General features: G+C 37.8%; 15 protein-coding genes. 3 read left to right on the top strand and 12 right to left on the bottom strand.

Going from position 1 to position 22941, the window contains the following annotated elements:
- The first annotated feature begins 67 nt into the window (after positions 1 to 67).
- The 3 genes from WC623_RS10270 (at position 68) to WC623_RS10260 (ending at position 1929) form a co-directional block, all read left to right on the top strand.
- Positions 68 to 481, top strand: coding sequence for a VOC family protein (locus tag WC623_RS10270; protein ID WP_372850628.1), 414 nt, complete (start codon positions 68 to 70; stop codon positions 479 to 481).
- 136 nt (positions 482 to 617) lie between these two features.
- Positions 618 to 779 (top strand): hypothetical protein, encoded by a 162-nt coding sequence (locus WC623_RS10265; RefSeq protein ID WP_372850626.1) that lies wholly within the window; start codon positions 618 to 620, stop codon positions 777 to 779.
- An 88-nt stretch (positions 780 to 867) separates the two neighbouring features.
- A complete protein-coding gene (locus WC623_RS10260) occupies positions 868 to 1929 on the top strand; it encodes a linear amide C-N hydrolase (protein ID WP_372850624.1) in 1062 nt (353 codons plus the stop codon).
- Positions 1930 to 1992: 63 nt separating this feature from the next.
- Here the strand turns inward: WC623_RS10260 and WC623_RS10255 are convergent, their stop codons facing one another.
- The 12 genes from WC623_RS10255 to WC623_RS10200 all read right to left on the bottom strand — a co-directional run bounded on the left by WC623_RS10255 (position 1993) and on the right by WC623_RS10200 (position 22693).
- Positions 1993 to 2838 (bottom strand): DMT family transporter, encoded by an 846-nt coding sequence (locus WC623_RS10255; RefSeq protein ID WP_372850622.1) that lies wholly within the window; start codon positions 2836 to 2838, stop codon positions 1993 to 1995.
- Positions 2839 to 2864: 26 nt separating this feature from the next.
- Positions 2865 to 3314: a GNAT family N-acetyltransferase gene (locus WC623_RS10250; RefSeq protein WP_372850620.1), complete on the bottom strand. Its 450-nt coding sequence runs from the start codon at positions 3312 to 3314 to the stop codon at positions 2865 to 2867.
- Positions 3315 to 3366: 52 nt separating this feature from the next.
- The gene (locus tag WC623_RS10245) at positions 3367 to 5352 is read right to left on the bottom strand and encodes an ATP-binding protein (protein ID WP_372850618.1); all 1986 of its coding nucleotides are present in this window, start codon (positions 5350 to 5352) and stop codon (positions 3367 to 3369) included.
- A gap of 117 nt (positions 5353 to 5469) precedes the next feature.
- A complete protein-coding gene (locus WC623_RS10240) occupies positions 5470 to 8013 on the bottom strand; it encodes an SEL1-like repeat protein (RefSeq protein WP_372850616.1) in 2544 nt (847 codons plus the stop codon).
- Positions 8014 to 8083: 70 nt separating this feature from the next.
- Complete coding sequence (locus WC623_RS10235) at positions 8084 to 10420, bottom strand: hypothetical protein (RefSeq protein WP_372850614.1); 2337 nt, start codon at positions 10418 to 10420, stop codon at positions 8084 to 8086.
- A gap of 34 nt (positions 10421 to 10454) precedes the next feature.
- A complete protein-coding gene (locus WC623_RS10230; protein WP_372850612.1) occupies positions 10455 to 12464 on the bottom strand; it encodes a sialate O-acetylesterase in 2010 nt (669 codons plus the stop codon).
- A 37-nt stretch (positions 12465 to 12501) separates the two neighbouring features.
- Complete coding sequence (locus tag WC623_RS10225) at positions 12502 to 13572, bottom strand: hypothetical protein (RefSeq protein WP_372850610.1); 1071 nt, start codon at positions 13570 to 13572, stop codon at positions 12502 to 12504.
- Positions 13566 to 14861, bottom strand: a complete 1296-nt coding sequence (locus tag WC623_RS10220; RefSeq protein ID WP_372850608.1) for a family 16 glycosylhydrolase — start codon at positions 14859 to 14861, stop codon at positions 13566 to 13568. The genes WC623_RS10225 and WC623_RS10220 overlap by 7 nt, the downstream gene beginning before the upstream one ends.
- A gap of 84 nt (positions 14862 to 14945) precedes the next feature.
- Positions 14946 to 15932, bottom strand: coding sequence for a hypothetical protein (locus WC623_RS10215; protein WP_372850606.1), 987 nt, complete (start codon positions 15930 to 15932; stop codon positions 14946 to 14948).
- Between the two features lie 26 nt (positions 15933 to 15958).
- The gene (locus WC623_RS10210) at positions 15959 to 17524 is read right to left on the bottom strand and encodes a right-handed parallel beta-helix repeat-containing protein (protein ID WP_372850604.1); all 1566 of its coding nucleotides are present in this window, start codon (positions 17522 to 17524) and stop codon (positions 15959 to 15961) included.
- A 39-nt stretch (positions 17525 to 17563) separates the two neighbouring features.
- Positions 17564 to 19393: a RagB/SusD family nutrient uptake outer membrane protein gene (locus WC623_RS10205; RefSeq protein WP_372850602.1), complete on the bottom strand. Its 1830-nt coding sequence runs from the start codon at positions 19391 to 19393 to the stop codon at positions 17564 to 17566.
- Between the two features lie 18 nt (positions 19394 to 19411).
- The gene (locus WC623_RS10200; protein WP_372850600.1) at positions 19412 to 22693 is read right to left on the bottom strand and encodes a SusC/RagA family TonB-linked outer membrane protein; all 3282 of its coding nucleotides are present in this window, start codon (positions 22691 to 22693) and stop codon (positions 19412 to 19414) included.
- Positions 22694 to 22941 lie beyond the last annotated feature (248 nt).

The raw sequence follows: 22941 nt of genomic DNA, 5'->3' as shown, positions 1-22941 counted from the left end.
CATTTCTGCACATCTACATGTACCTATTATTACTGTACATTTGAGTAAACTAAATGAGAAAACAATTATGGCTACTCAAATTTTCGTAAATCTACCTATTAAAGATCTAAATCGATCTGTAGAATTCTTCACCAAACTTGGTTATACATTTAACCCCAAATTTACCGATGAAAAAGCAACTTGCATGATCGTTAGCGATACGATTTACATTATGCTGCTTACTCAACCTTTCTTTCAGACCTTTACTAAGAAAGAAATTGCAGATGCACACAAAACGATAGAATGTACTATTTGCTTATCTGCAGACACAAAAAATGCGGTTGACGAAATGATAACTAAAGCAGAAGCAGCTGGTGCGACCATACCTAATCCAGCAAGCGACTACGGTTTTATGTACCAACATTGCTTTGAAGATCTAGATGGTCATCATTGGGAGTTCGTATGGATGGATCCTAACGGTTCGGCCGAACATCAGGGATAAATATAGATGTAATGTGCTTTTAGTTTAATTGCAGTAATCACAAGGCTCAATGTTATTATTTTATTAAATATTAACATTGAGCCTTGATCTTCATTAAAGAGCTGTAACTTTAATATAGAACAAATCCTTTACTCCTATGCTGCAAATCAACATTCCCCTAATAGCTTTAGCCGCCATTCTTGTCATTGGCTTGATTATTTATCTCATCTACAAAAACATCAAAGACAAAAAGAAATATGAAAAAGAAAAAATCCAGTCCGAAATAAAGCCAGAAAAACACGACGGAGACCATATTTAAATTACCATTTATTAAACTGTAACATATTGGTTATCATTCAATAAATGTCATAAAATTTCTGTTACTTATTAAGAAAATCCTTATTAGTATGAAAAAAGCTAAATTAATCAAAACTGCAATTGCTTTCACTGCTATTGTTTTATTTAGTGCAACAGAAAAAATTAACGCTTGCACCAGGGTGGTTTATAAAGGCCCGAACAACACAATCATTACTGCCAGGAGCATGGACTTCACCATCCCTATTCCCTCTAACTTATGGCTGTTCCCCAGAGGAATGGAACGTGACGGAAGTACAGGAAAAAACACCGTGAAATGGACTTCTAAACATGGCAGTATGACCACTAGTTCATGGGATATTGCTATATCGGACGGCATGAACGAAAAAGGTCTTGTTGCCAATATGCTATGGCTTGTAAGTTCAAAATATCCTGAATTTATAAAAGATGGTAAAGGTAAAAAAGGCCTGGCTGTTTCTCTATGGGCACAGTATGCGTTGGATAATTTTGCTACTGTAGCCGAAGCTGTGCAACAGTTAAAGAAAGAAGAGTTTATTGTAGTCACAGATTTTATCCCAGGAACAGATAAATATACTACAGTACACCTGTCTTTATCAGATGCAAGTGGCGATAATGCTATTCTGGAATATATTAATGGAAAGTTAGTAATCCATCACAACCCTTCTTATACTGTAATGACAAACGACCCTGTATTTGAACAACAATTGGCAATAAACGAATATTGGAAAGGCATTCCAGGTAATATATTTTTACCTGGTACTAATAGAGCGGCTGACAGGTATGTCCGTGCATCCTACTATATTACTGCCATCCCACAAACAGACGATACTAGAATTGCAGTAGCTAGTGCTTTCAGTGTCATCAGACAGTGTTCTGTTCCTTATGGTATTTCTACTGAAGGTTTCCCAAATCTGTCCACTACAAGATGGCGAACAGTTTCTGATCAGAAAAATTTAGTATATTATTTCGAAGATGCCCTTAGCCCTAATGCAATTTGGGTTGATTTGAAAAAATTAGATTTCAGTAAAACCGGAAAGGTAAAAAAGCTTGCATTGGACAAAAATCAAATTTACGCAGGAGAAACATCTAAGCAATTTGTAGAAACAAAACCTTTTATATTTCAAGGTATTTAGAAAACAAATAGTTACAATCTTCAAAATAGCACTAATGAACCCCAGCTCACAATGAATTGGGGTTTATTGTTTTTTATTTCCACTAAGAGCTGTAGCCCCTATGCTTGCAGTGATGACACAAGCAACAGAAGTACACTGCAAAAGAGTTAACTTTTCAGATAAGAAAATCAACCCTGAAAAAGCAGCAAAGGCAGGTTGTAAACTAGTTAAAATACTAAATATTTTTGCTGGAAGCCTTTTTAATGCCACTAAGTCTAACGAAAAAGGCAATGCACTAGATAATATAGCTACTCCCAGACCTTTAAAAAAAAGAATTGGGGTTAGATTAAAAACTTTACCATCCCATAAAGCAAATGGCAAAATAATCAGGGTAGCGAAAAGCAAACCTGTGGTAACAGCATCCTTTCCTTGCATTACTGTTGTTACCTTTCCACCCATTACAATGTAAACTGCCCAAAAAACACCTGCTAGAAAAGCCAGAAAAAGTCCAAGCAGATCAACATTATTACTTTGCCAGGGAACAATAAGTAATATACCAGCACATGCCAGTAATCCCCAAACAATATCTATCCATTTACGCGATAAGGACAGAGCTAAAAACAAAGGGCCAATAAATTCTACTGTTACAGCCAACCCTAAGGGAATCCGTTGTATGGCTAAATAAAAAATGAGATTCATCGCCGCAATTCCTATTCCGTAAATGGAACAGTACAACCATTGTTGTTTAGTGAAATTAGACAACTTAGGACGATTAATTATAGTAAGCAGTGTAGCCGATAGACCAATTCTTAATACACTCGCTCCTGTTGCACCTATAGCAGGGAAGAGTTGCTTAGCTATAGAAGCTCCACCCTGAACACAAGCCATAGATAACAATGCAGCTGAAATGGCCTTATTCGATTTTTCCATTTATAAAATAACTTTACTATTGGGTACTACACTTCTATTTGATAAATCCTTGATTCCTCATCCCATGGATGATAACCTTGTCCAATGTATTTGAACCCATATTTCTCATAGTACCCAATATGGTTTGTAGATAAATTGAGATGCTTAAACCCGGCTTCTTTTGTGTCTATTTTTGCCTTTTCTATCAACAATGTCCCATAAGCATTCCCTCTATGTGTTTCGTCAATAAATATTGCACAAATCCAAGGATATAAATCCATTCTACTTATGAAGTCATTTGTTATTAATCCCGCACAGCCTATGATCTCTTCATTTTTTTCTAATAAATACCATTGAGGCAGGAACTGGCTTGCGTTGATACAATTGGAAATACAATTTTCATATATAATTGGTGAAATTTCCGACCAACTCTCTTGTAAATACCTTATTGCTGTTTCTTTATATTCTGGATTTTCTCTAATTGATATTATTCTCATTTCAATTTTGGCTTTACTGATTCTTCCGGATCAATATAGGAAAATTAATAGACTAAGGTGATTCACTTAAAATACCCCGATTCTTAGCTACATTAAATAGTACTTCAAACATTCTTTCGGGCGAGAAAGGCTTATTCAGAATATCAAAAATATGCATTTTAGCGAGTTTCAATTTTACCTCTGTCATAATATCTGCAGTAAAAATAACAATATGTATTTCCGGATACTGCTGCTGTATAAGATCAGCCAAAGCGTAACCATCAATTTCCGGCATATGCAGATCCAGCAAGGCTACATCATAGTGATTATCTTCCAGCATTGCAAGAGCTTCTTTTCCACTATAAGCGCAGTCAGGTACGCTACCAAAGTACTCCAGCTGTTTTTTAGCCACCAGTACATTAATAGGGTTGTCTTCTACAAACAAAATACGCAAACCTTTTAACCTACTTTGATATGAAGTAATTTCAGGACCTGGCCTGAATGTCCCTGGAGAATTCTCGTCATTAGCCAAATCAAAATTCAGCTCAAAATAAAACTCTGCTCCTTCGCCAGCTATACTTTTAAGCAAGATTTGGCCATCGTGTAATTCCACTAATTTCTGGGTAATCGCCAAGCCTAAACCCGTTCCGGTATGTTTACGGTGGACATCCTGTTGTACTTGTTTAAAGCTTTCAAAAACGGTTTCATGAAGTTCCTGTGGAATACCCATTCCGGTATCTTTTACAGAAAAATGCACACTAGCCTTGTTGCCTGTCAACGCTACAAGACGCAAGGTAATGGTTATCTCTCCACTTTCAGTAAATTTAATTGCATTGCTTATCAAATTATTCAAGATCTGTCCGAGCCTTACCGGATCAGCAATCAGCCTTTGAGGAATATCATCATCAATAAAACTCTTCACCATAATCCCTTTAGCCTCGGCCAGGGACTTGAACTGATTTTTGATATTCCTTACCAACTCAAAAATGTTCACTTCTGCCAAAACCAACTCCAACTTATCACTTTCAATTTTGGTAAGATCCAGGATATCATTAATGAGCTGTAATAAATGATCTGCCGAAAAGATCAGACTACGCACATACTCTTCCTGATCCATAGTATGTTTAAGTTTCAACAAATTTGCAATGCCAATGATTCCATTTAGGGGTGTACGGATTTCATGGCTCATTACCGAAAGAAAATCCGTTTTTGCCTTTGCCGAATGTTCCGCAATATCCTTTGCACGCAGCAGTTCCAGTTCAATTTCCTTCTTTCTTGTAATATCCGTAATAGCTCCTCTTAGCACCACCACCTTATTGTCTACTACAACAGGTATACCAATGGCCCTAACCCATTTTCTTACACCCGCAGGCGTAAATAGCCTGAGTTCAAGATCGTAAGGTATTTGCTTTTCAATCGCATCCTTTATCTGTGCTTCCATCATCTGGGCATAACCTTCCTCGTAGCGTGAAAGTACACCTTCAAATGTTGGAACAAAATTCTGCTCATCAACGCCATTTATTTCATAAACCTGCTTGGTCCAGAAAACTTCACCTGTCAGTAAGTTAAATTCCCAGCCCCCCGTTGTACTGAGTTCCTGGCTCACATCCAGAATTAGATTGCTGCGTTCCAGGCTTAGTTTTACCTCCTGAAATGCCAGTTCGCGCAGGGTGCGATCCGTGATGTCCTCTAAAAAACCAATATAGTAGGAAATAACACCTTGGTCATCAAAAATAAATTTTGCATTCACCTTTAGCCATCGAATCCCTTCAGAAGGGTGATGTATCCGATAAACAAAATCGAATATTTCTTTTCCTTCCGCCATCACATTCTGTAACAGATTGTTGATAAGAACGATATCTTCCTCATAAACGATCCTCATCCAGCCTTTGCCCAATGATTCCTCTACACTCAATCCTGATATCTTTTCCCATTGCTTGTTCAAAAACAAACAATTCCCTGTGGTATCAGCCTGAAAAGCACCCATCGGGCTAACTTCCAGGATTTTTTGCGTTTCAGCTATTTCTTTACGTAAAGTGCTTGTTGGTCTACTACTCATGAAGGATTACATTAGGGAATGTTTTCTTAATTTACCAATATAATTACAGCTAAGCAAAAAAAACAACTCTCCTTGTAAATGAATAAATTGAATAAATATCTCTTACATCTCCTAAAATTAAAATCTAAACCAACCTTTTTTCTTCGATATCAGCTCTTCAGGAATTTCCAAACCTGCTGATGCTGCTTCTTTAATATGTTCTTGTGCCCTACTTTCGTTCTTAAACCCCTTTTCATTTTTGTAGATTCTAGCAAGTTCTATATGAGCAGGAAGATAGCCGTAGTCAAGTGAAAGCTTAAAACTCGTTAATGCAATTTGAACATTTTTTTCTGTACCTAATCCATTCAAATACAAAATACCAAGGTTATAAGCTGACATGTCTATACCATTATCCGCACCAAGCTGATAATATTTTAGTGCATTTTCATAATCTTCTTTTAGATCATACAGATAACCTAACGAATTGTATTTAGGTTCACCCAAATCTGCAGCAGCCTGATAGTATTTAATGGCCTTATCTGAATCAAACAGTAGAAGCCCTTCTTCTGAATATAGGTCGCCCAAGTTATTGTTGGCCAGTGCTAATTGTGCATCAGCAGCCTTATTCAACCAGAATAATGCCTTGTCTATGTCTACCGGGCTGCCTACACCATATTTGTAGCACATACCCAGTCCATTCATGCAATTATCATTATCTGTTAACGTGCCCTTATTATACCAAAAGAAGGCTTTCTCATCATCTTGAAAGCCCTTAACGCTATAATAAATGTGTGCAAGATTATTCATTGAAAGGCTAGAACCTTTTTCGGAAGCTTTGGTATAGTAATGAATTGCTTTAACATAATCCTCAGCATCATAGGCTTTTTCAGCCAGTTCAAATAAGGTATTTACTGAAGATAATTCATCATCCAACTCTTCATCATCCATTTTTTTCCCTTTACCATAAGCCAAAAGTCTTTTTCTACTTTCATACTCAAAATAGTAAGCATAATCATCGCTGGCATGTTCCAGTGCAACTTCTTTTAGGGTAGGCTTGATAATATTTGCACTAATGGAATAAACCTCATCTTCCTTAAAAGCATAAGCAAATCCATCCTCATTAGGTTTCTGAACCACCAAATCAAATGCAAAATCGCTAAAGCTATTTTTGGCCATATTCGCAATGCTCCACATTTGGTTTTTCTGCAAAGCGAAAACCTTTTCATGGAGCCAAATGATCTGCTGATAATCACCCAAGGGTATTAACCATATTGGATTGGCCGGATTGCCATCATAAATACCCTTTTTTCTTGCTTGATGGATCAATGCAATGTCAGTACTACTACCATTCTGCGTAACCCCGATATCCAAAATTGCATCAAATTCACATGGAAGCAAATAACTCCCATTTTTCTTACTGATGGCCCCATGTTTTTTGTCTTTTCGGATAACAATTAGATCAGGAAAATTTGCTTGCCTGTTTATTTTTTCAAACCCGCTATCGAGCAGTGTTCCATCGGATTTATAGACGGAACTAAAATTCATTCCTTTATGAGGTTTAATCAATAGTAGTTCGTTATCCAGGTTTTCTATAGCCTGAACAGGGAATTCTCCCAGATACTTAAAAAACTCATTGAAGATCTTATGATTTTTCTGACCATCAATAACAATGTGATAAAAACCATAACCTGCCTGAATTTCATTTGTATGTTCGAAATCAATTACAATTTTTCCAGAAGCATCAATAACACCCCAAAAATCATCTTTTTTTGCAGTAAAGTAGTTCCCCTCTCTAAGCGCTTCAAGTTCATCATAAATGATCTGGGTGATCTGATCACCCTTGTGGTTGATTAGTCCTGTTTTTTTCTGTAATGTAATCACAGCGATTCCTGAATATTCGAAATCAAAAGCATCATCCCATACTAATGGAATTACAATTTCACCAACTGTATCCACATAGCCATATTTGCCATTGTTAGACACCACTGCCCGATCAAAGGGACCAAAAGCGTAGAATTCATCAAACTGGGGGTTAAGTAATACCTGACCATCTTTATTCTTTAACCCCCAGAGCTTATTTTCTTCAAATATTTCATAAGAAACCTCTTCATCATCAGAAGTCCAGATACAAGACCACCCGTAATCATAGTCAGGATAATTTGCTAGATCGGAGAAAGTATTGAATGCAGGACTAACATCCCTAAGCTTTGTATAATTTAGCAGACTTATATCACCAGCATCCATAGCCCTTGTAATCATCAAATTGTTATGGGCAATATTTTCCAACCAATCTTGTGCCTGCTCTTGATGGGGTGTTTCATCCATGTTTAACACATCCCAGATATCCAGATGGAAGTAACTCCCTGTAAGCTTATCCAAATAACTGAACAGCTTACATTTAGCTACTTTAAATTTCTCTAAATCCTCAATCAGATCAGGTTGTTCCTCTAAAAAATTATAAAACCTCTTCAGGTTTTGAACTCCTGGCTGGGCATTATAATACAACCCTGAATCATTAAATTCAACATGATTGTTATAACTATTGCCTGAAATGAAGCCACCATCAACTAACAGTGGCTGAAGCATTAACGGCATTTCATAGCCCCATTCCATCATCATTGTATCTGCATTTTCTGCAACAGAAGGAGAATTGATATTGTATAAGTAGGTACGGTGTGACAATCTATTTTATATTAAAAATGGTTTATTATGGTGAAACATATGAAGCCAATTTTATGCCATAATTATTCATTTAATCGACCTTACATGTTGCTGATTTCTCAAAATGTTCCAAGCCATAGGAAATTGTCAACTTGTTTCCCTTTTTCACATCAATAGGTAATTTACTGACATCCAAAATTCCTTCAAAATAAAGGCCGTTGAGCGCAATTTCCTGTAATTCGACAGGTGTAGATTTTCCATTCGAAAGATTGCGAACAGTTACCTTTGCCATCTCCTTTTTTGATGGATCAAGGTTTAAAGGAGCATAGAGTCTGACACGTAGTTGTCCCTTTCTGGCAATACTCTGGATAGTCTTTTCCTGAGTTAAGTCATAAAGCTCTACACGGGTAACATCAGCTGCCTGATAAGCCAAAGCCATTATCCAGGCAGTATTAAACGTAACCCAGCCCTCACTATGTCCTACATCGCCACCATAAGGATTGTAAGGATAAGATGCTTCTTTTACTGATCCATCTAATACTCCCCTTACGGTTTGCAACATTCCTGCTCCTCCATCCCACTCCCTGAACCAACCTAAATCAGCTCCTTCGAAATCTGTAATGGCATCATAACTAAAATGTCTGCCTACTGGATTCCGCCCGAACATATGATCAGTGTGAGCCGCAGCCATTTCCCGTAAACGTGTTACATCTTTCGCTCTATTACCTTGTTTTTCTAATGACCAGGCTGCAGCAAGCGCAGGAACTGGAAAGGCTGCTATATTTCCTACCTCATTAAAGCTCCCATTTGGGTTAAACTTTGGATCATTTGGATAAAGAACATCTGGAATCGTCCATTTACGTTCTGAATACATGCGATAATCCCATATATTATCTGACCGTTTTATAGCAATATCTGCCCAGGAAGCAATTTTTTTAGCAAGACCTTTCGGGGCTCGATCAGGATATTGTTTGAGAAAATACGATAACGCGTCCAGCGTCACGTACTCATTCATTCGCTGTCCCTTAGTCGTTGCCGGGTCATTCCAATCCAGATTTGCAATGATCCAGGCTGTCTGATCATATGCAACACGGAAAAACTTATCTGCATCAGCCCTCTTTTCCCTTTTGGCTACCTCATACATCATTAAGTTTGGAGTGATAGAAAAACCGGGGGGAAGCTGTCCTTTTCCGGAGCCAATGATTTTGTAGGTCTGGAATAAATCAGCCGAATGATCGACATCATGAAAACTCCATCTATCCTTCTCAGGATTACCCCATACAGTAAAAAGATAATCTACTGCTTCCTGATAGACGCTGCGAGGTATGTATTCACTCAGATGAGGATAAGCATAAACAAACCATGCCAATTGGCCTTTTAGTAAGGTGTGATTAACTTTACCACGGAGATAGATATCAACCGCCCAGTAAACCATTTTAACAACTTCTGGAGTTTCAGCTGGGAGCTTTTTACGTAAACCACTGTAAACGCCAGTATCTGGCATCCTCTCCCTGGAAAATGCTTCTGGATTTGCAAAATACATCGACAATAATACAGGGATCTCGAACGAAAACTGGTGGCTGTCGCGCCAGGCAACGCCTAAAAAAGGACAACCCGTTCCGTTAGCATTAGGTGCAAGCTCATCCGCACAACCATACCAACAACGTGTATCGTTCATAAAGGCCAGAGCCGGATTGTAAGAGGCACGTTCTAATAAATAGGGTTCAATATTAAAAGGGAATGAACGTCCTGTTTCAGTCCCACGCACTTCAATATAATATGGCCCTGGAAGATCTGGCTTAAATGCTGAAAAATCACCCAAAGCTCTTGTTACTATACCCTTATATAATTCCCGGCCTTCAGTATCTTTTACTACGAAAGGACTTCCATCCTTAGCCAATGGAGCAGTGAAACGTTTTACACCCATCAGGTTGTAACCGGTTTGGTTAACCATAACAGGTTGTGGTTGGTAGGCATACACCTCAATCTCTCCGACATAGATACTCGGTTTAGCAGAATGAACTTTAGGCTTTTTAAAGAACTCAACCCTTATAGCAGTCGCCTTTTTAGGCGCAAATGTGATCAGGTGCTTCTCTGGGATAGTTCCCTTAAAAACCTCGGTAATTGATCCTTTGTTATATAAGGTAATTTTGATATCCTCAATCCCTTTATAATATTTTAACAAAATACGATCGACCACAAATTCACCTGAAAGATCGATCTCAACATATTTACTGGTTACTGCATCCGGCAGGTACCATAGGGTTTCGTCATCACCATCCACTATATTACTGAACGGATTTCCTTTAATAAATGGAAAACCCGTAACAGGTTTATCCTTTGCTATATTCACCAGTTGTGCGTTTACTTCAAGAAGGCAACCATAAAAACATAAACACATGGTAACAAAACCTATACGAAACATCATATTTTTTTTATAAATTATCTAATAATCAACTGAACTATTTGAAATCGATTTTTACTACCATGACCTCCCATGGTGCTAACTCTAAACACTGCTTCATCCCTACCTTACTCATATTAATATTTCTTGATAGCCCCCATTTGCTGCTATTTGTTTTAAGATAGGTCAATACCTGTTTGTCACAGACTACTTGTTTAGCAGAACTTTGATTAGTAATAACTAACATACTTTTACTTCCATTTTTCCATATTGCCGAAAGCACATTAGTATTTTCCGACTGTATGATTTCTTGAACATAGCTTCCCCCCTTTACCAGACCAATAAAATCTGTAGTTTCTTTCATAACTTTTATCAAATTTTTATCCATCCAATCAGGATCAGCAAACTCAACAGACCCTGAGTGTCTGTAAGAATAAAACATCAATCCCTGCACCCCTTGAACTAATGATGAAAAGCACCAATAACGCAACTCTTCTGAATTGGGATAGCGCCAAACTGTAGGGTCCTTTCCTGCTACCTTAATGTGATAGGTTCCTGCTTTTGCTTTTGCAACAACTCCAGGAATTGTTCTCCAGTTAAACATTTGTAAGGTTGGCATTACGGGCTTCTTTTCCTTTTGAACTTCGGCAGTAAAGTCTGTAACATTGGTTAATCTGGCCTCTGGAAATTTCTGTCCATAAACAGGGTAAGTATCAAAAGCGATAATATCTGTTTCATTTACAAAGTCTTTCCAAACATATTTTAAAGGATCATTTCTATTTGTCTTTGTAGAGAAACAAATAGTTACGGGGATATCTGGAGATTGCGCCTTTAAGAAAGCATAATATTTCTTTATTTTTTGAGGATTTGCTACAGAATGCCATTCAGGTTCGTCGAACAAGTACCACATTCCAACTGCTGGGTGATGCTGAAAATCTTTTATAAGTTGCTTAAAGTCTGCAAAAATTTGTCCTGCGCTATCTTTCTTCATAAGATAAGTACCCCCCAGATCTAGCATAACTTTCATATTGTGTTTCTTTGCCAGATCTAAATAATCCTGTATTATTTTTTTCCTTGGCGAATCATATTTCCCTGTTGTTAAGGCATACACATGAACATAATTGAAGCCCATCGACCTCACCTTACTGAAGTTCTCATTACCAAATGGAACATCGAACATCACTAGTGGAAAATCATGACTAGATTTTGATTTCACACTTTTACTCCTCATTAGCGCGGCAACTTTTGTAGCCGCCATTGTTCCAACATCGTTTAAACCAGGTTGGCTATAGTGTATGGCGTCGCGCATCCATCCTTTCTCAATAAATTCCGGGGTCTGAGTATATACCACGGAGACTCCGGGAATACTCTTTGCCACTGCATCCTGCATTTGTCTGACCTGCTCAAAGCCACTTGTACTATGGTCGCGGTAGTTTCCTGTGCTAACGATGTAAAACGGCACCGTTTTTCCCATCTCATTTCTGAAACGATCTACTACACTCTCGAGTGCCTGGCGATATTCCTTTGCAGTCATATCTCCGGAATTAATGGCATTTGCATCTCTTTCACCTTGTATCCACACAATACCAGATAGTGGTAATGAAGTCAACTCCATGGCTGCCTTGGTTTTGGATACTGAATGTTCTAACAAGTACCCTCCTTTATCCCAGGTACCATAATCCCGCATTTCTGCCTTTGCATGACAAGAACTACCACCCCGGCCTGCAGGAACTAACATAATCGTGTCACTCGTTAATTCATGCAACTGTTTTGCAAATGCAGGCCAGGCGCTTCCAGAAGAAGCTCGTCCAAATCCGAAGAAATTTTCACCTACCGGGTCTGAAAGTTCAACCAAAGATTTGTCTTTGTGTTTGTACTCAAATGCTGTGGAAGAAAGCACATGAACCGATTTTGTCGAGTCTCCAGCTCCAACGCAATTACTCTGTCCTGCGACTAAATAAAGTCTTCGCTGCTGCGCATTAACCTCTATACAAAAAAACAGTAACGCTATCAACACCACGTTAAAAGTGCTATTAAGCAAGTACTTTATATATTTAATTCTAAACATGTTAAAAATTTAAGTAAACATTAAATCAATAAAACAGCTAAAAATCAGCTGACTTTAATTTAGCCTTGGCCATTAAGTCAATAGATTTAATAATATCTGATTTATATTGTGGCAAAGTCGGACGCCAGTTCGTTTGTAAAAAGCCTAAAAGACGATCATTCCACAGATGCTCTTTGCAAAAATCTACTGTTAGCCCTATACCTTTCTCTGATTGATATTGATAAGAATTGTCCTGATAATAAGATGTGCAAGGAATTTGATAATACCCCGCCTTTCCCAATTTGATATACGTTGCCAGCTCCACTTTATTTAAATCACCAAACTTGTCTTGGTAATACCAGTTACTTTGGACAATTTCTTTAGACATTTTATTAAAGAAAACATCGGCATGATTCCATGCATAATCTGACCATATCCAAGCTCGGGATCCACACTTTTCTACCTGATCAACCATTACATAGAAATCTTTCCACCAGAGGTCATTTTGCCTGACTACAATGAAATCCTGCGAACGTTGATGGGCAGCTGTCTCTTCGTCAAATCCAAGATGAAATAAGCTTGGAACATCAAAAAGCTGAACAACCTCAGCAATAATTTCCTTACAAACCTTATAATAGGTATCTGTAGACACCATACGAGAATATTTCCCCAGCCATGCGTCGTGTGTGCTCGAGAAGTTTAGTTTAGGAATAGGTGTAATACCATAAGACCGAATCTTATCTAACTCTTTCCGTAACCTTGAAGTAGTCCAGGCATTCTTCACAGAAATTTCGGGATGGCTTTCGTATTTAAGTCCATCACCCAGATCAATGACAATCATATTAAGACCACAATCTTTCATGTGTTTCAAGACATCATTCCAAACGGTATCATCAAAAGTCAACTTATCAGAAAAATATCTGATTGTATAATTTAGATTGTCACTCTTTTTGTAACGGTCATGCTCCTCCCACATATTGAAACTCAAATGAATCAGACTGCCCCATTTTTTAACATTAGCAGAAAAATCAACCAAACTTGATCCAATTGAACTTGAACTCAACAATCCCATACCGGTTGTTACACCAATTTGTTTAATAAAAGCCCTTCTATTGATACTATTTACCATAAATTGATGTGTTGAACGTTAGAAACACCACCTGCTCCATCTGGAGTAAAGTTCGGATCAGTTGTTAAGAGAAATTTATCACATCGAGCAAAGTATTGAGATTGATCATACATTTTAATTACCGTATTACCGATAGAAAGTACATGAGCACCAGCATACTGCCAATGGTATCCATCTTGCCCATGTGTCCCGAAAAGAGGTGAAACTGCAACCCCATTGATGAATACTTTGAAATTTCGAATACCAGGACTAACCAGGTAATCCTTAGAGCGCACCCAAACATGATATGTTGAAGTATTATTAATAGCGATTGCTGTTTGAGCAGTACGCACATCAGTAGTTCTATTTGCAGTAAATGTATGGCCTCTTAAATAAAATAAATTATCAGAATCCCTCATTGCTTTCCATCCACCTTTTTTTACAAAATCCTCTGCCTGAACCCATAAATCTATACCAGCAGAAGATGTGGTTCCATTTATTGAATCCAATCTGCTATCCAATTGACTAAGAAATGCTACTTTCCGAAGATTATATGCTGCAGAGTTAATCTCAAAAGCTCTTATATAATCAAAAGAAACCAGTCCGGAATTAACCGCATCAGTCTTTGTTGCGATTGCAGATAACCAAAGGAAAAAATCATGAATCGGTGCATTCCTCATGTCTACAGTTTCCAGCAACCTTCCATTAAAATAATAGTTCAGATAGTCGGGAGTATACTCAAAGCCGTAAACATTGTAACTCGTATTCAGGTCCTCAACTGTTGTTATCTCACCCCTATTGAATTGCCCAGGGTAACGAAGCCATTCATGGGTTCCAAAACTAAATCGATGTCCATTATAATCAAAAAAATGTTCGAAGCAATCAATTTCAACCATGCCGGCAGAATCTTCCATAATATATGGAGAATCAAAACCAGGTTGTCCTGAAGTCCAGAACGCTTCATGCCAACCATAACCTCCATCCAATTTGGCGCGGACTTCATAATAGCCGTAACCGTTTCCCGTTTTGGTAATCACCCCTCCTCCTGTCAAAGATTTCCCAGCATGATTTTCCCGCTTAAGTTGTATATGTAATTTACCACTATCCAAGTAGACATTTTCTGGACGTTGCGAGCTCTCATGGCTAATCCCTATTCGATATTTCCATCGTGCAGAATCTAATTTATTCCCATTAAACTCGTCAGACCACTTAAGCGTATATCCCTCAATAGGTGAAACAATTGTATCGGATTCGAATACTATCCTCTCCGGCTGTTCTTTGAATATATTGATAACATCTTTACAGCTCATAAAAACTGTAAAGATTAAACTAAAACAAAACATAAGATTTTTCATACATTAAATATTTAACTAAATCATCTCCTTAAATCGCAATTACCTACCAACGGATTCTCCGTAGAAGACCGTTTTACTTTCCCCCAGATAATCAATTGCTAATAAGATATCACGTTCATACTCCTTTATGGTAGGACGCCAACAGGTTTGCAGAAAACCTAAAAGATGATTATCACTCACATGCTTTTTTGTAAACTCTGCAGTTAGGTTTGCACTTTGTCTATGCAGAAATTCACCCTTATTAAGTTCAAAATACCCACTGGTAGGAACTTGATCATATCCATGTTTTTCTAGTTCTAAATATGCCTTTACCTGCTTATTTGAAACATCATCAAACTTTTGCCTGTAATACCAATTGCTTTGTAAAACATTCTTTGGCATTCGGGCGTAAAAATCATCCGGACTATCCCAGGAATGATCAGCCCATATCCATGGCCGGCTTCCACCTTTCTCTACCTCCTTAATGAAGAAGTTTAAATCATGCCACCATAAATCTCCTGCTCTGGCCGACGCATAATCATAACTAATCTGATGTCTGGCATTTTCTTCATCAAAACCAAGGTGAAAGAACCGGGGCTTTTTAAATACATCAGTGACTTCAGCTATCAGTGCACGACAAACATTATAATACTGTTCAGTGGACACCATTCTAGAATACGCTCTTAACCATGCATCATGTCCAGTTGAAAAATTCAATTTCGGGATTGGCTCAATGCCAACATCCCGAAGTTTAGAAATCTCTCCTTTTAATTTAGCGATACTCCAAGCCCCCTCCACGGCAATTTCTGGAACAGATGAATATTGTACAGCGTCTCCAAGATCCAATACAATCATATTCAGACCCGAGTCTACCATTCTTTTCACACAGTTGTTCCATACATCCTGATCAAATCTTAATTGATGACAGAAATAGCGTGTTCTTTTTAATAAATTGTCACCATGCTTGAATCGATCATGATCTTCCCACATATTATACCCTATATGAATAAGACAAGCCCAAAATTTTTCCTGCGATATATAAGTCATCGTATTTAAATTATTGACATAACACGTTAGTAAACACTATTGGTTCCTTCGTCCAATATATTTAAAGTCCTATATGAACCTGCCTCTATCGTATTATCAGATACGACATTATTAAATGTACCGGCGGTCAAGCGAATTCCATATTTCGATTGGTTTGAACTAGTGCCAGTTAAGATCTTATTTAACTTAATTGTATTTTTGTTAGATCCATTATCAATCAAAATATTAACATATTTATTATCTTCAAGATGGCAGTTTCCCAAGAGGGTATTATGCTGGATGGTAAAATTCGATGAGCCAGAAAAAACGAGCGGAGAAGTCCCGGCAGATTTAATCGTACTATTAGCGAGAGTTCCGTAACTACTATTTGTAACCGAAATACCCTTGCTTCCACCATTTACTGATACTGAATCTAAATGTAGCTTAGAGGAGTTATTAACCAGGATATTATTGCTTGCGGATGATGATGTTGAAAGGTTTAGCCCCGAAATAATCATTGAGTCGCACACACTAATTGAGATCCCTTCAGTGTAATTATTGATGTCAATTTTCTTAAGAACAGTATTCTTTGAGTTAGCCAGCGTCATCGCATTAGCAACGGATCCATTTATCGAAACGTCAGCTATCTCAACATCTTCACAATTAAGGTTGACCCTAATTCCTTGCTCTGTACAACCAGAAATAGTAGAATTCAAAAGTTTAATTTTCTTAGAATAACGTATGGCCACACCAACTTTACCACCTGTAAAGGTGCAATTCTCAACCACCACATCTGAAATTGGTCCATTAGGTGCATAGGTAGTGAATCCGTACAAAAAATTATTATTAAAAACACAATTTTGTATGAGGACATTTTTTACCTCATCCCCTGCATTTGGCTCTAAATCAAGGCCAGATTGCGGATTTGTTCCATAAGTGTTGTTAAATGAGGAATTCTTAACTATAATTCCATCACAATCGATCACAGACAAACCTTGCCGACGATTACTATCACAGGTAATGTTATCAATCAAAAGATCCTTACTATTGACTGAAATATACATGGCATCACCCCAACAATATTTAATGGAAACATTGGAAATTCCCACCCTTTTAGAATCACGAATATCGATACCCATTCCCCATTCCCCGGCAGTACCTATATGTTCATACCGCTCACCTAAAATCTTCCCACCAATAATCTTAACATCTTCGGCATTGTGAATTCTAACTATACTGTAATTCCCAACGTTATTTGGAATTGCCTTAAGTATCGTATTATTATCCATTCTCAAGGTCATGCTATCCCGCAATAAAATACCTCGTGCTCCAGCTGTTCCTACTCCTGCAGCATCAATATTATAGTTGCCTGCAGGAATATATACAGATGTTATCTTATTTAGTGAAGCATAATCAATGGCTTTTTGAATCATTTCATGATCAGTACTTGATACAGTTCTAAAATCAAGTACATTTACCTCGGTAACTGGATCTGTTCTTTCAGCAGTAGCACTATCCAATAGGTTTTGGCGTGTGCAACCTGTTAAAAATATAAAAGACAAAGCAATAGACAAGCAATGCATCTTATTAGTTAAATAAATTAGAATTAGCATATTTTGATTATTTAAATAAAGTTTAAATGGCACTATTGCCTACCAACCGATGTTCTGTACTAACTGTGGATTTCTTTCTATTTCTGAAATTGGAATTGGAAATAAATAATGTTTTGGACTTTCAAAAATTCGAGTTTCAAAAACTGTACGTTCAAAAAATAGAGGATCCTTAACAGTAGTCCCTTTGTCAATATTCATCCCGTAAAAGTTACCTCCATCAGCACTAGGAGCTATTTTATACCTACGTGTATCGAAGTATCTGTGTCTTTCGAAAGCTAATTCTGTACGTCTCTCTAACCGAATGCGATCCCTCATAGCTCCCTGGTCCAATGCGGATGAAATAGCAGGGATACCAGCTCTTTCTCTTATTAAATTAGTATATCGAGCTATGTCAGGATTACCTGGTTCGTATTCGTTTAGTGCTTCTGCATAGCTAAGGTAGAACTCAGCCAAACGGAGCAGTACCACAGGCCTGTTAATATGACCATTCGTAAGTGTTACGTTGCTTTTAGGGTGTACATTTTTCCTGATTAGATATCCTGTACGTGTAAAATTATTACCTCCTCCACTTTTTCCTGTATTACCAGTAAAAAACAATCCTATCTGCTGAGGAAAGTTAGTCGTATTCACCCACCTGCCACCATTATAGGCAATGGTTGCATAAAACCTTGGTTCCCTATTTACATACATATTCGAGGTTCCAACTTCTGCATAAGCTGTAGCTTGGGTTGAAAAACCTCCTTCGACATAACCCGATTGCGCGTTAATAATTGGCGATCCATTTGCATTATAACCTAGAATTGGCACTTCACCATTAGCCATCTGATAGGCATCTACCAACTGTTGTGTTGCCCCATTCCCAGCAGTTCCACCAGCAAATCTAGGGGAAACACGCCATTCCCAGCGTCTTAAATCAGGATCTTTTCTGGCAAATATGATTTCAGAATTCCAAGGTTCCAGCAACGCATTATGATAAGATAAAAGTGGATTTATACTTCCATTAGTATTAAATTCTTTATAAAGGGAAAAACGTGTCATATCGATTACATCTTTTGCTGCGTCTGCAGCGCGCTTCCACTTCTCCTTAACAAAAGTCTGATTCACCAACTGAACTCCATCTTTGTTTCTCAAGCCACTCATTTCTGTATTGCCATTCCACAGCGGACTTGCTGCATACAACAGTAAGCGAGCTTTATAAGCCTGGCAAGCAGCTTTTGTCATCCGTCCATAGTCATTGGGAGTTGAATACCAGGTTGGCAAAGAGTTTGTCGCCATATCAAATTGCTTAACGATAAACTCAACACATTCATCATATGTACTTCTAGGCAAGTTAAATGCAGAGGATTCCGAATCAGGCTCTATAACCTTATCTTCCGGAAGAATAATTACCGGACCATACTGCTTCAGCAACGCCGCATAGAATTCAGCTCTTAAGGCCCTTGCTTCAGCCTTATACTGTACTATCAATTGCCTTCCGATATCTGTAGATTGAAGTTCAGTATTCTCATCTATTCGCTGAATAAAATAAGTAGCAGACCGAATACCGGCATAATACTGCACCCAAAAATTAAAATAATTACTTGAAGCATTCCAGTTCCCCAAATTCATTACATACGTATGATGTGTTGTATAGGTCACATCACCTTCGTCTGATAAGCCCATCCATGGCACATCATTGGCCAATGTTTGTCCTGATTCATCCTTAAGATAATTATAGATATTAGCTAAATATTGTTCCGATGGGAGACGGCGTTGAAACACTTCATCAATTGTCATTCGATCATCAGGTACCTGATCAAAAAAACCTTTCTGGCAGGAGCCTAAAAACGTCGAAACAATGCAGAAAACGAGTAATAAGATTCGATTCATGTCAATAAGTTCTAAAAATTAAAAATTAAGTTCAATACCCAAGCTATAAGTTGACATATTAGGATAGCTAGTTCCAAGACCATTGCCGAGCTCTACGTCCCATAAATCGAACTTACTGAAAGTAAGCACATTGGTAGCGATAAAGAATATTCTGGATTTACCCAGTTTCAACTTGTCACTTAAACGATCAGGTATATCATAACCCAGCTGCAATGTTTTAAGGCGCAAATAATTTGCACTCTTCGTAAACCAGGAATTTGTTGTGTAGTTATCATTTAGTGATCCAAAAGCCAATCGCGGATAAAATGCATTAGGATTTGGATTTTCAGGTGTCCATCTGTCATTAACAGCAGAAAACAAGTTTCCTCTTTCTGATCCACTAAGAAAAGGCTGAAACCCTTCTCCATACATGGCTATATCAACATTCGCAGCACCCTGAAAAAAAGCTCCAACATTAAAACCTTTATAACCAACAGTAAGACCAAATCCATATACGATTTCCGGGAGGTCACCATAACCTATAGGTCCCATATCATATTGGTCAATTTTACCATCATTATTCAAATCCTGAAATTTAAGATCTCCTGGACGTACATCCCCTGTCTGCACCGCAGAAGTTAATATTTCTGAAGCATCCTTAAACAGTCCCAAAGCGGTATACCCAAATCGTTGATTAACCCTTCGACCTTCTCTTTCCATCCATGGATATAATCTATCAGGTTCGTCATTTTCCAAGATTGTATTTCGCGCAAAAGAGAAATTACCCTGGAACTGCAATGATACATTCCCAATTTTGTCCGAAAAGTCTGTAGTTAGATCTACCCCCCGATTCTTTACAACCCCTAAATTCCCATAAGGCTCATTTAAGATTCCCAGATAATTTGGAAGCGAAGTCCGTCGTAAAAAGATACCTTCACGCTTTTCATTAAAAAAGTCAATCTGGAAACTTAGTCTGCTATTTAACAACTTAGTCTCAAGTCCTAAGTTCGTCTTTGTTGAAGTTTCCCAGGTAACATCAACAGGATATTCACCAATTTCGAGGCCAGTGAATTTATTGTTTACATCCCCTAAACCAAAATTATAACCAGTAACCGTATTTACTGTACCAATATAAGCGAACCTCCTGCCCCCGATGTTACTGTTACCAACTAAACCATGGGTAAAGCGGAATTTTAGAAATTGTATTGCGTTTTTTAAAGGTTCGAAAAATGATTCTTCAGACACTGCCCATCCTAATCCCATTGATGGGAAAAAACCATATCGACTTTTAGGCATAAAATTTTCTGAACCATTATAACCGAAATTTAATTCAGCCATATACTTATAATTATAAGCATAGTTTAATCGGGCAGCCACACCTTTTGATCGATAAGGAAGTGATGTGATCAAGTTTCCACCGGTCGTAACATAATCTCGTTGATTATAAAGTAACATTCCCCCAACATCATGCTTTCCAAAGGTTCCAGTATAATTTACAGCTCCCTCCAGATAAAATTGTCGGGTTCCAGAACTGCTTGTAGTAAAACCTAAATATTGATTGGTCGCAAAGGTTGTCTGATCGTAAACCAGATTACCATCATTGTCACGCCCTGTGGCTATCCAGGTATCCGGAGTTTTTGTTCGCTTATTCTCATGTAGGTTGTTAGCATCAAAGGAGAACATACCTGTCGCTGATAATCCTTTAACCCAAGAATCGAGCTTCTGAGTAATTCTTAAATTAGAGTACAACTGATTACTCCACTGCGTGCGATAACCACTCTGTGTTAATGAATTATAAGGGTTAAATGCATAATTAGTTAGCGACTGCGCCAGCTTTCCATCCGGGTAAATTACGGGATGATAAATTGGTGGGATACGCATTACCTGGTCAAAAATATCGCTTGTATTTAACATCCCCGGCAAATTTCTATTTTTAATATTCCCTTGAATTCCAAGATCTATTAAAGTCGTTTTAGTCAGATTTGCTTGGATATTGGAGGTGAAATTATAACGATCTAAATAAAGATTCGAATTATACTTCGCCATCTCATCTGATTTTAGAATACCATTATCGCGATAATAGCCAGTTGAAAAATAATAGGTTACGAACTGACTTCCCCCAGACATCGTCACATTAACATTGCGATTACTGGCATATTTGTTAAAAATCTCATCCATCCAATTAACATTTGGATAGAGATAAGGATCATTCCCTAAAAGTGTATTCTGAATACGTTCATCAGTATATTGCCTACCCCCACCACGCGTTAAGCTAGCTTCATTAGCCATATTCATATAGGAAACTCCATCCACCAATTCTGGAATTTTCGTAAAGGTGCTAACTCCTTCACTGTATCGGGCTTTTATTTTTGTCTTACCCTGGACTCCACGTTTAGTAGTAATGATGATAACTCCATTGGCCCCCCTTACTCCATACACCGCAGTTGCCGCTGCATCTTTCAACAAAGTGAAACTCTCTATATCTTCAGGGTCAATGTCATTCATAAGCCGCTCAACACCATCCACCAAAATCAATGGTTTACTCAATTCGCGGTTTAATGTTGCAATACCACGTATAAAGATATCGGCGTCATCGTTTCCAGGCTCACCACTCCTTTGCATGCCTGTCACACCTCCTAACCGCCCCAACAAAGATGTGCTTAAATTCCTCACAGGGAGTTTCAAATCTTTTGCTTTAACTGTCGCCTGTGCACCAACATTAGAGATTTTCTTCTGAGTACCAAATCCTACTACGAGTACTTCTTCCAGGCTTTCTTCAACACTTACCATCGTAACCACAATAGTACTTGTTGATTTGACAGCAACTTCTTTATCAATAAAGCCAATAGAGGTAAACATCAATGTATCTTTTCCTATTGGAACATCAATTTTAAATTTTCCTTTTATATCTGTTGAAGCACTGATATTAGCATTTTTAACCCTGATGTTCACACTAATTAAAGGAGTTCCTTTTTCATCTACTACACTTCCTGAAATAGTTCTATCCAATGACCTTGTTTCCATCTTTGTTTCAACCTTTATCAGAACGATATTGCTCTTTACAATTTTAAAAGCCAGAGGTAGGTATCTAACAGTAGCCCTAACAGCTTCCTCTATCGTAACATTTTTTAAGTTAACACTGATCCTCTGCCCTTTTAAATCATTTACATCGTAAATAAATCCGTATCCTGATTGTGTTTTGATAGACTGGAGTACCTTTTCTACAGGTACATTATTCTCAACAAGACTAATTCGCTGCGCTAAACCTTTTGCACTGACTTGCACAAGAGAAATCATTAATAAGAAGATAATAATTTTCATTATTAAGAGTAATTTTTCGGGTAGCCAAAGTTTTGACATACCTAGTTTTAAAGTATTAATTTTCATACTTTTGGTTTGGTTGAGTTGATAAAATGGTTTCGCAATTATTTATCCCAATGATATATCAATGGGAAAGGATTGGCTCAATCATCTGCCGAATGGTAGTTCGAAGTACCATTCGGCTTTTTATTGGCCAACCACTATCTTTCTTTTTTATACGTATCTGTTCATGTTTTGCATAGGTTTGT

Source organism: Pedobacter sp., assembly GCF_041645105.1.
Classification (GTDB): Bacteria; Bacteroidota; Bacteroidia; order Sphingobacteriales; family Sphingobacteriaceae; genus Pedobacter.
This window is presented reverse-complemented; position numbering and strand designations above follow the sequence as displayed.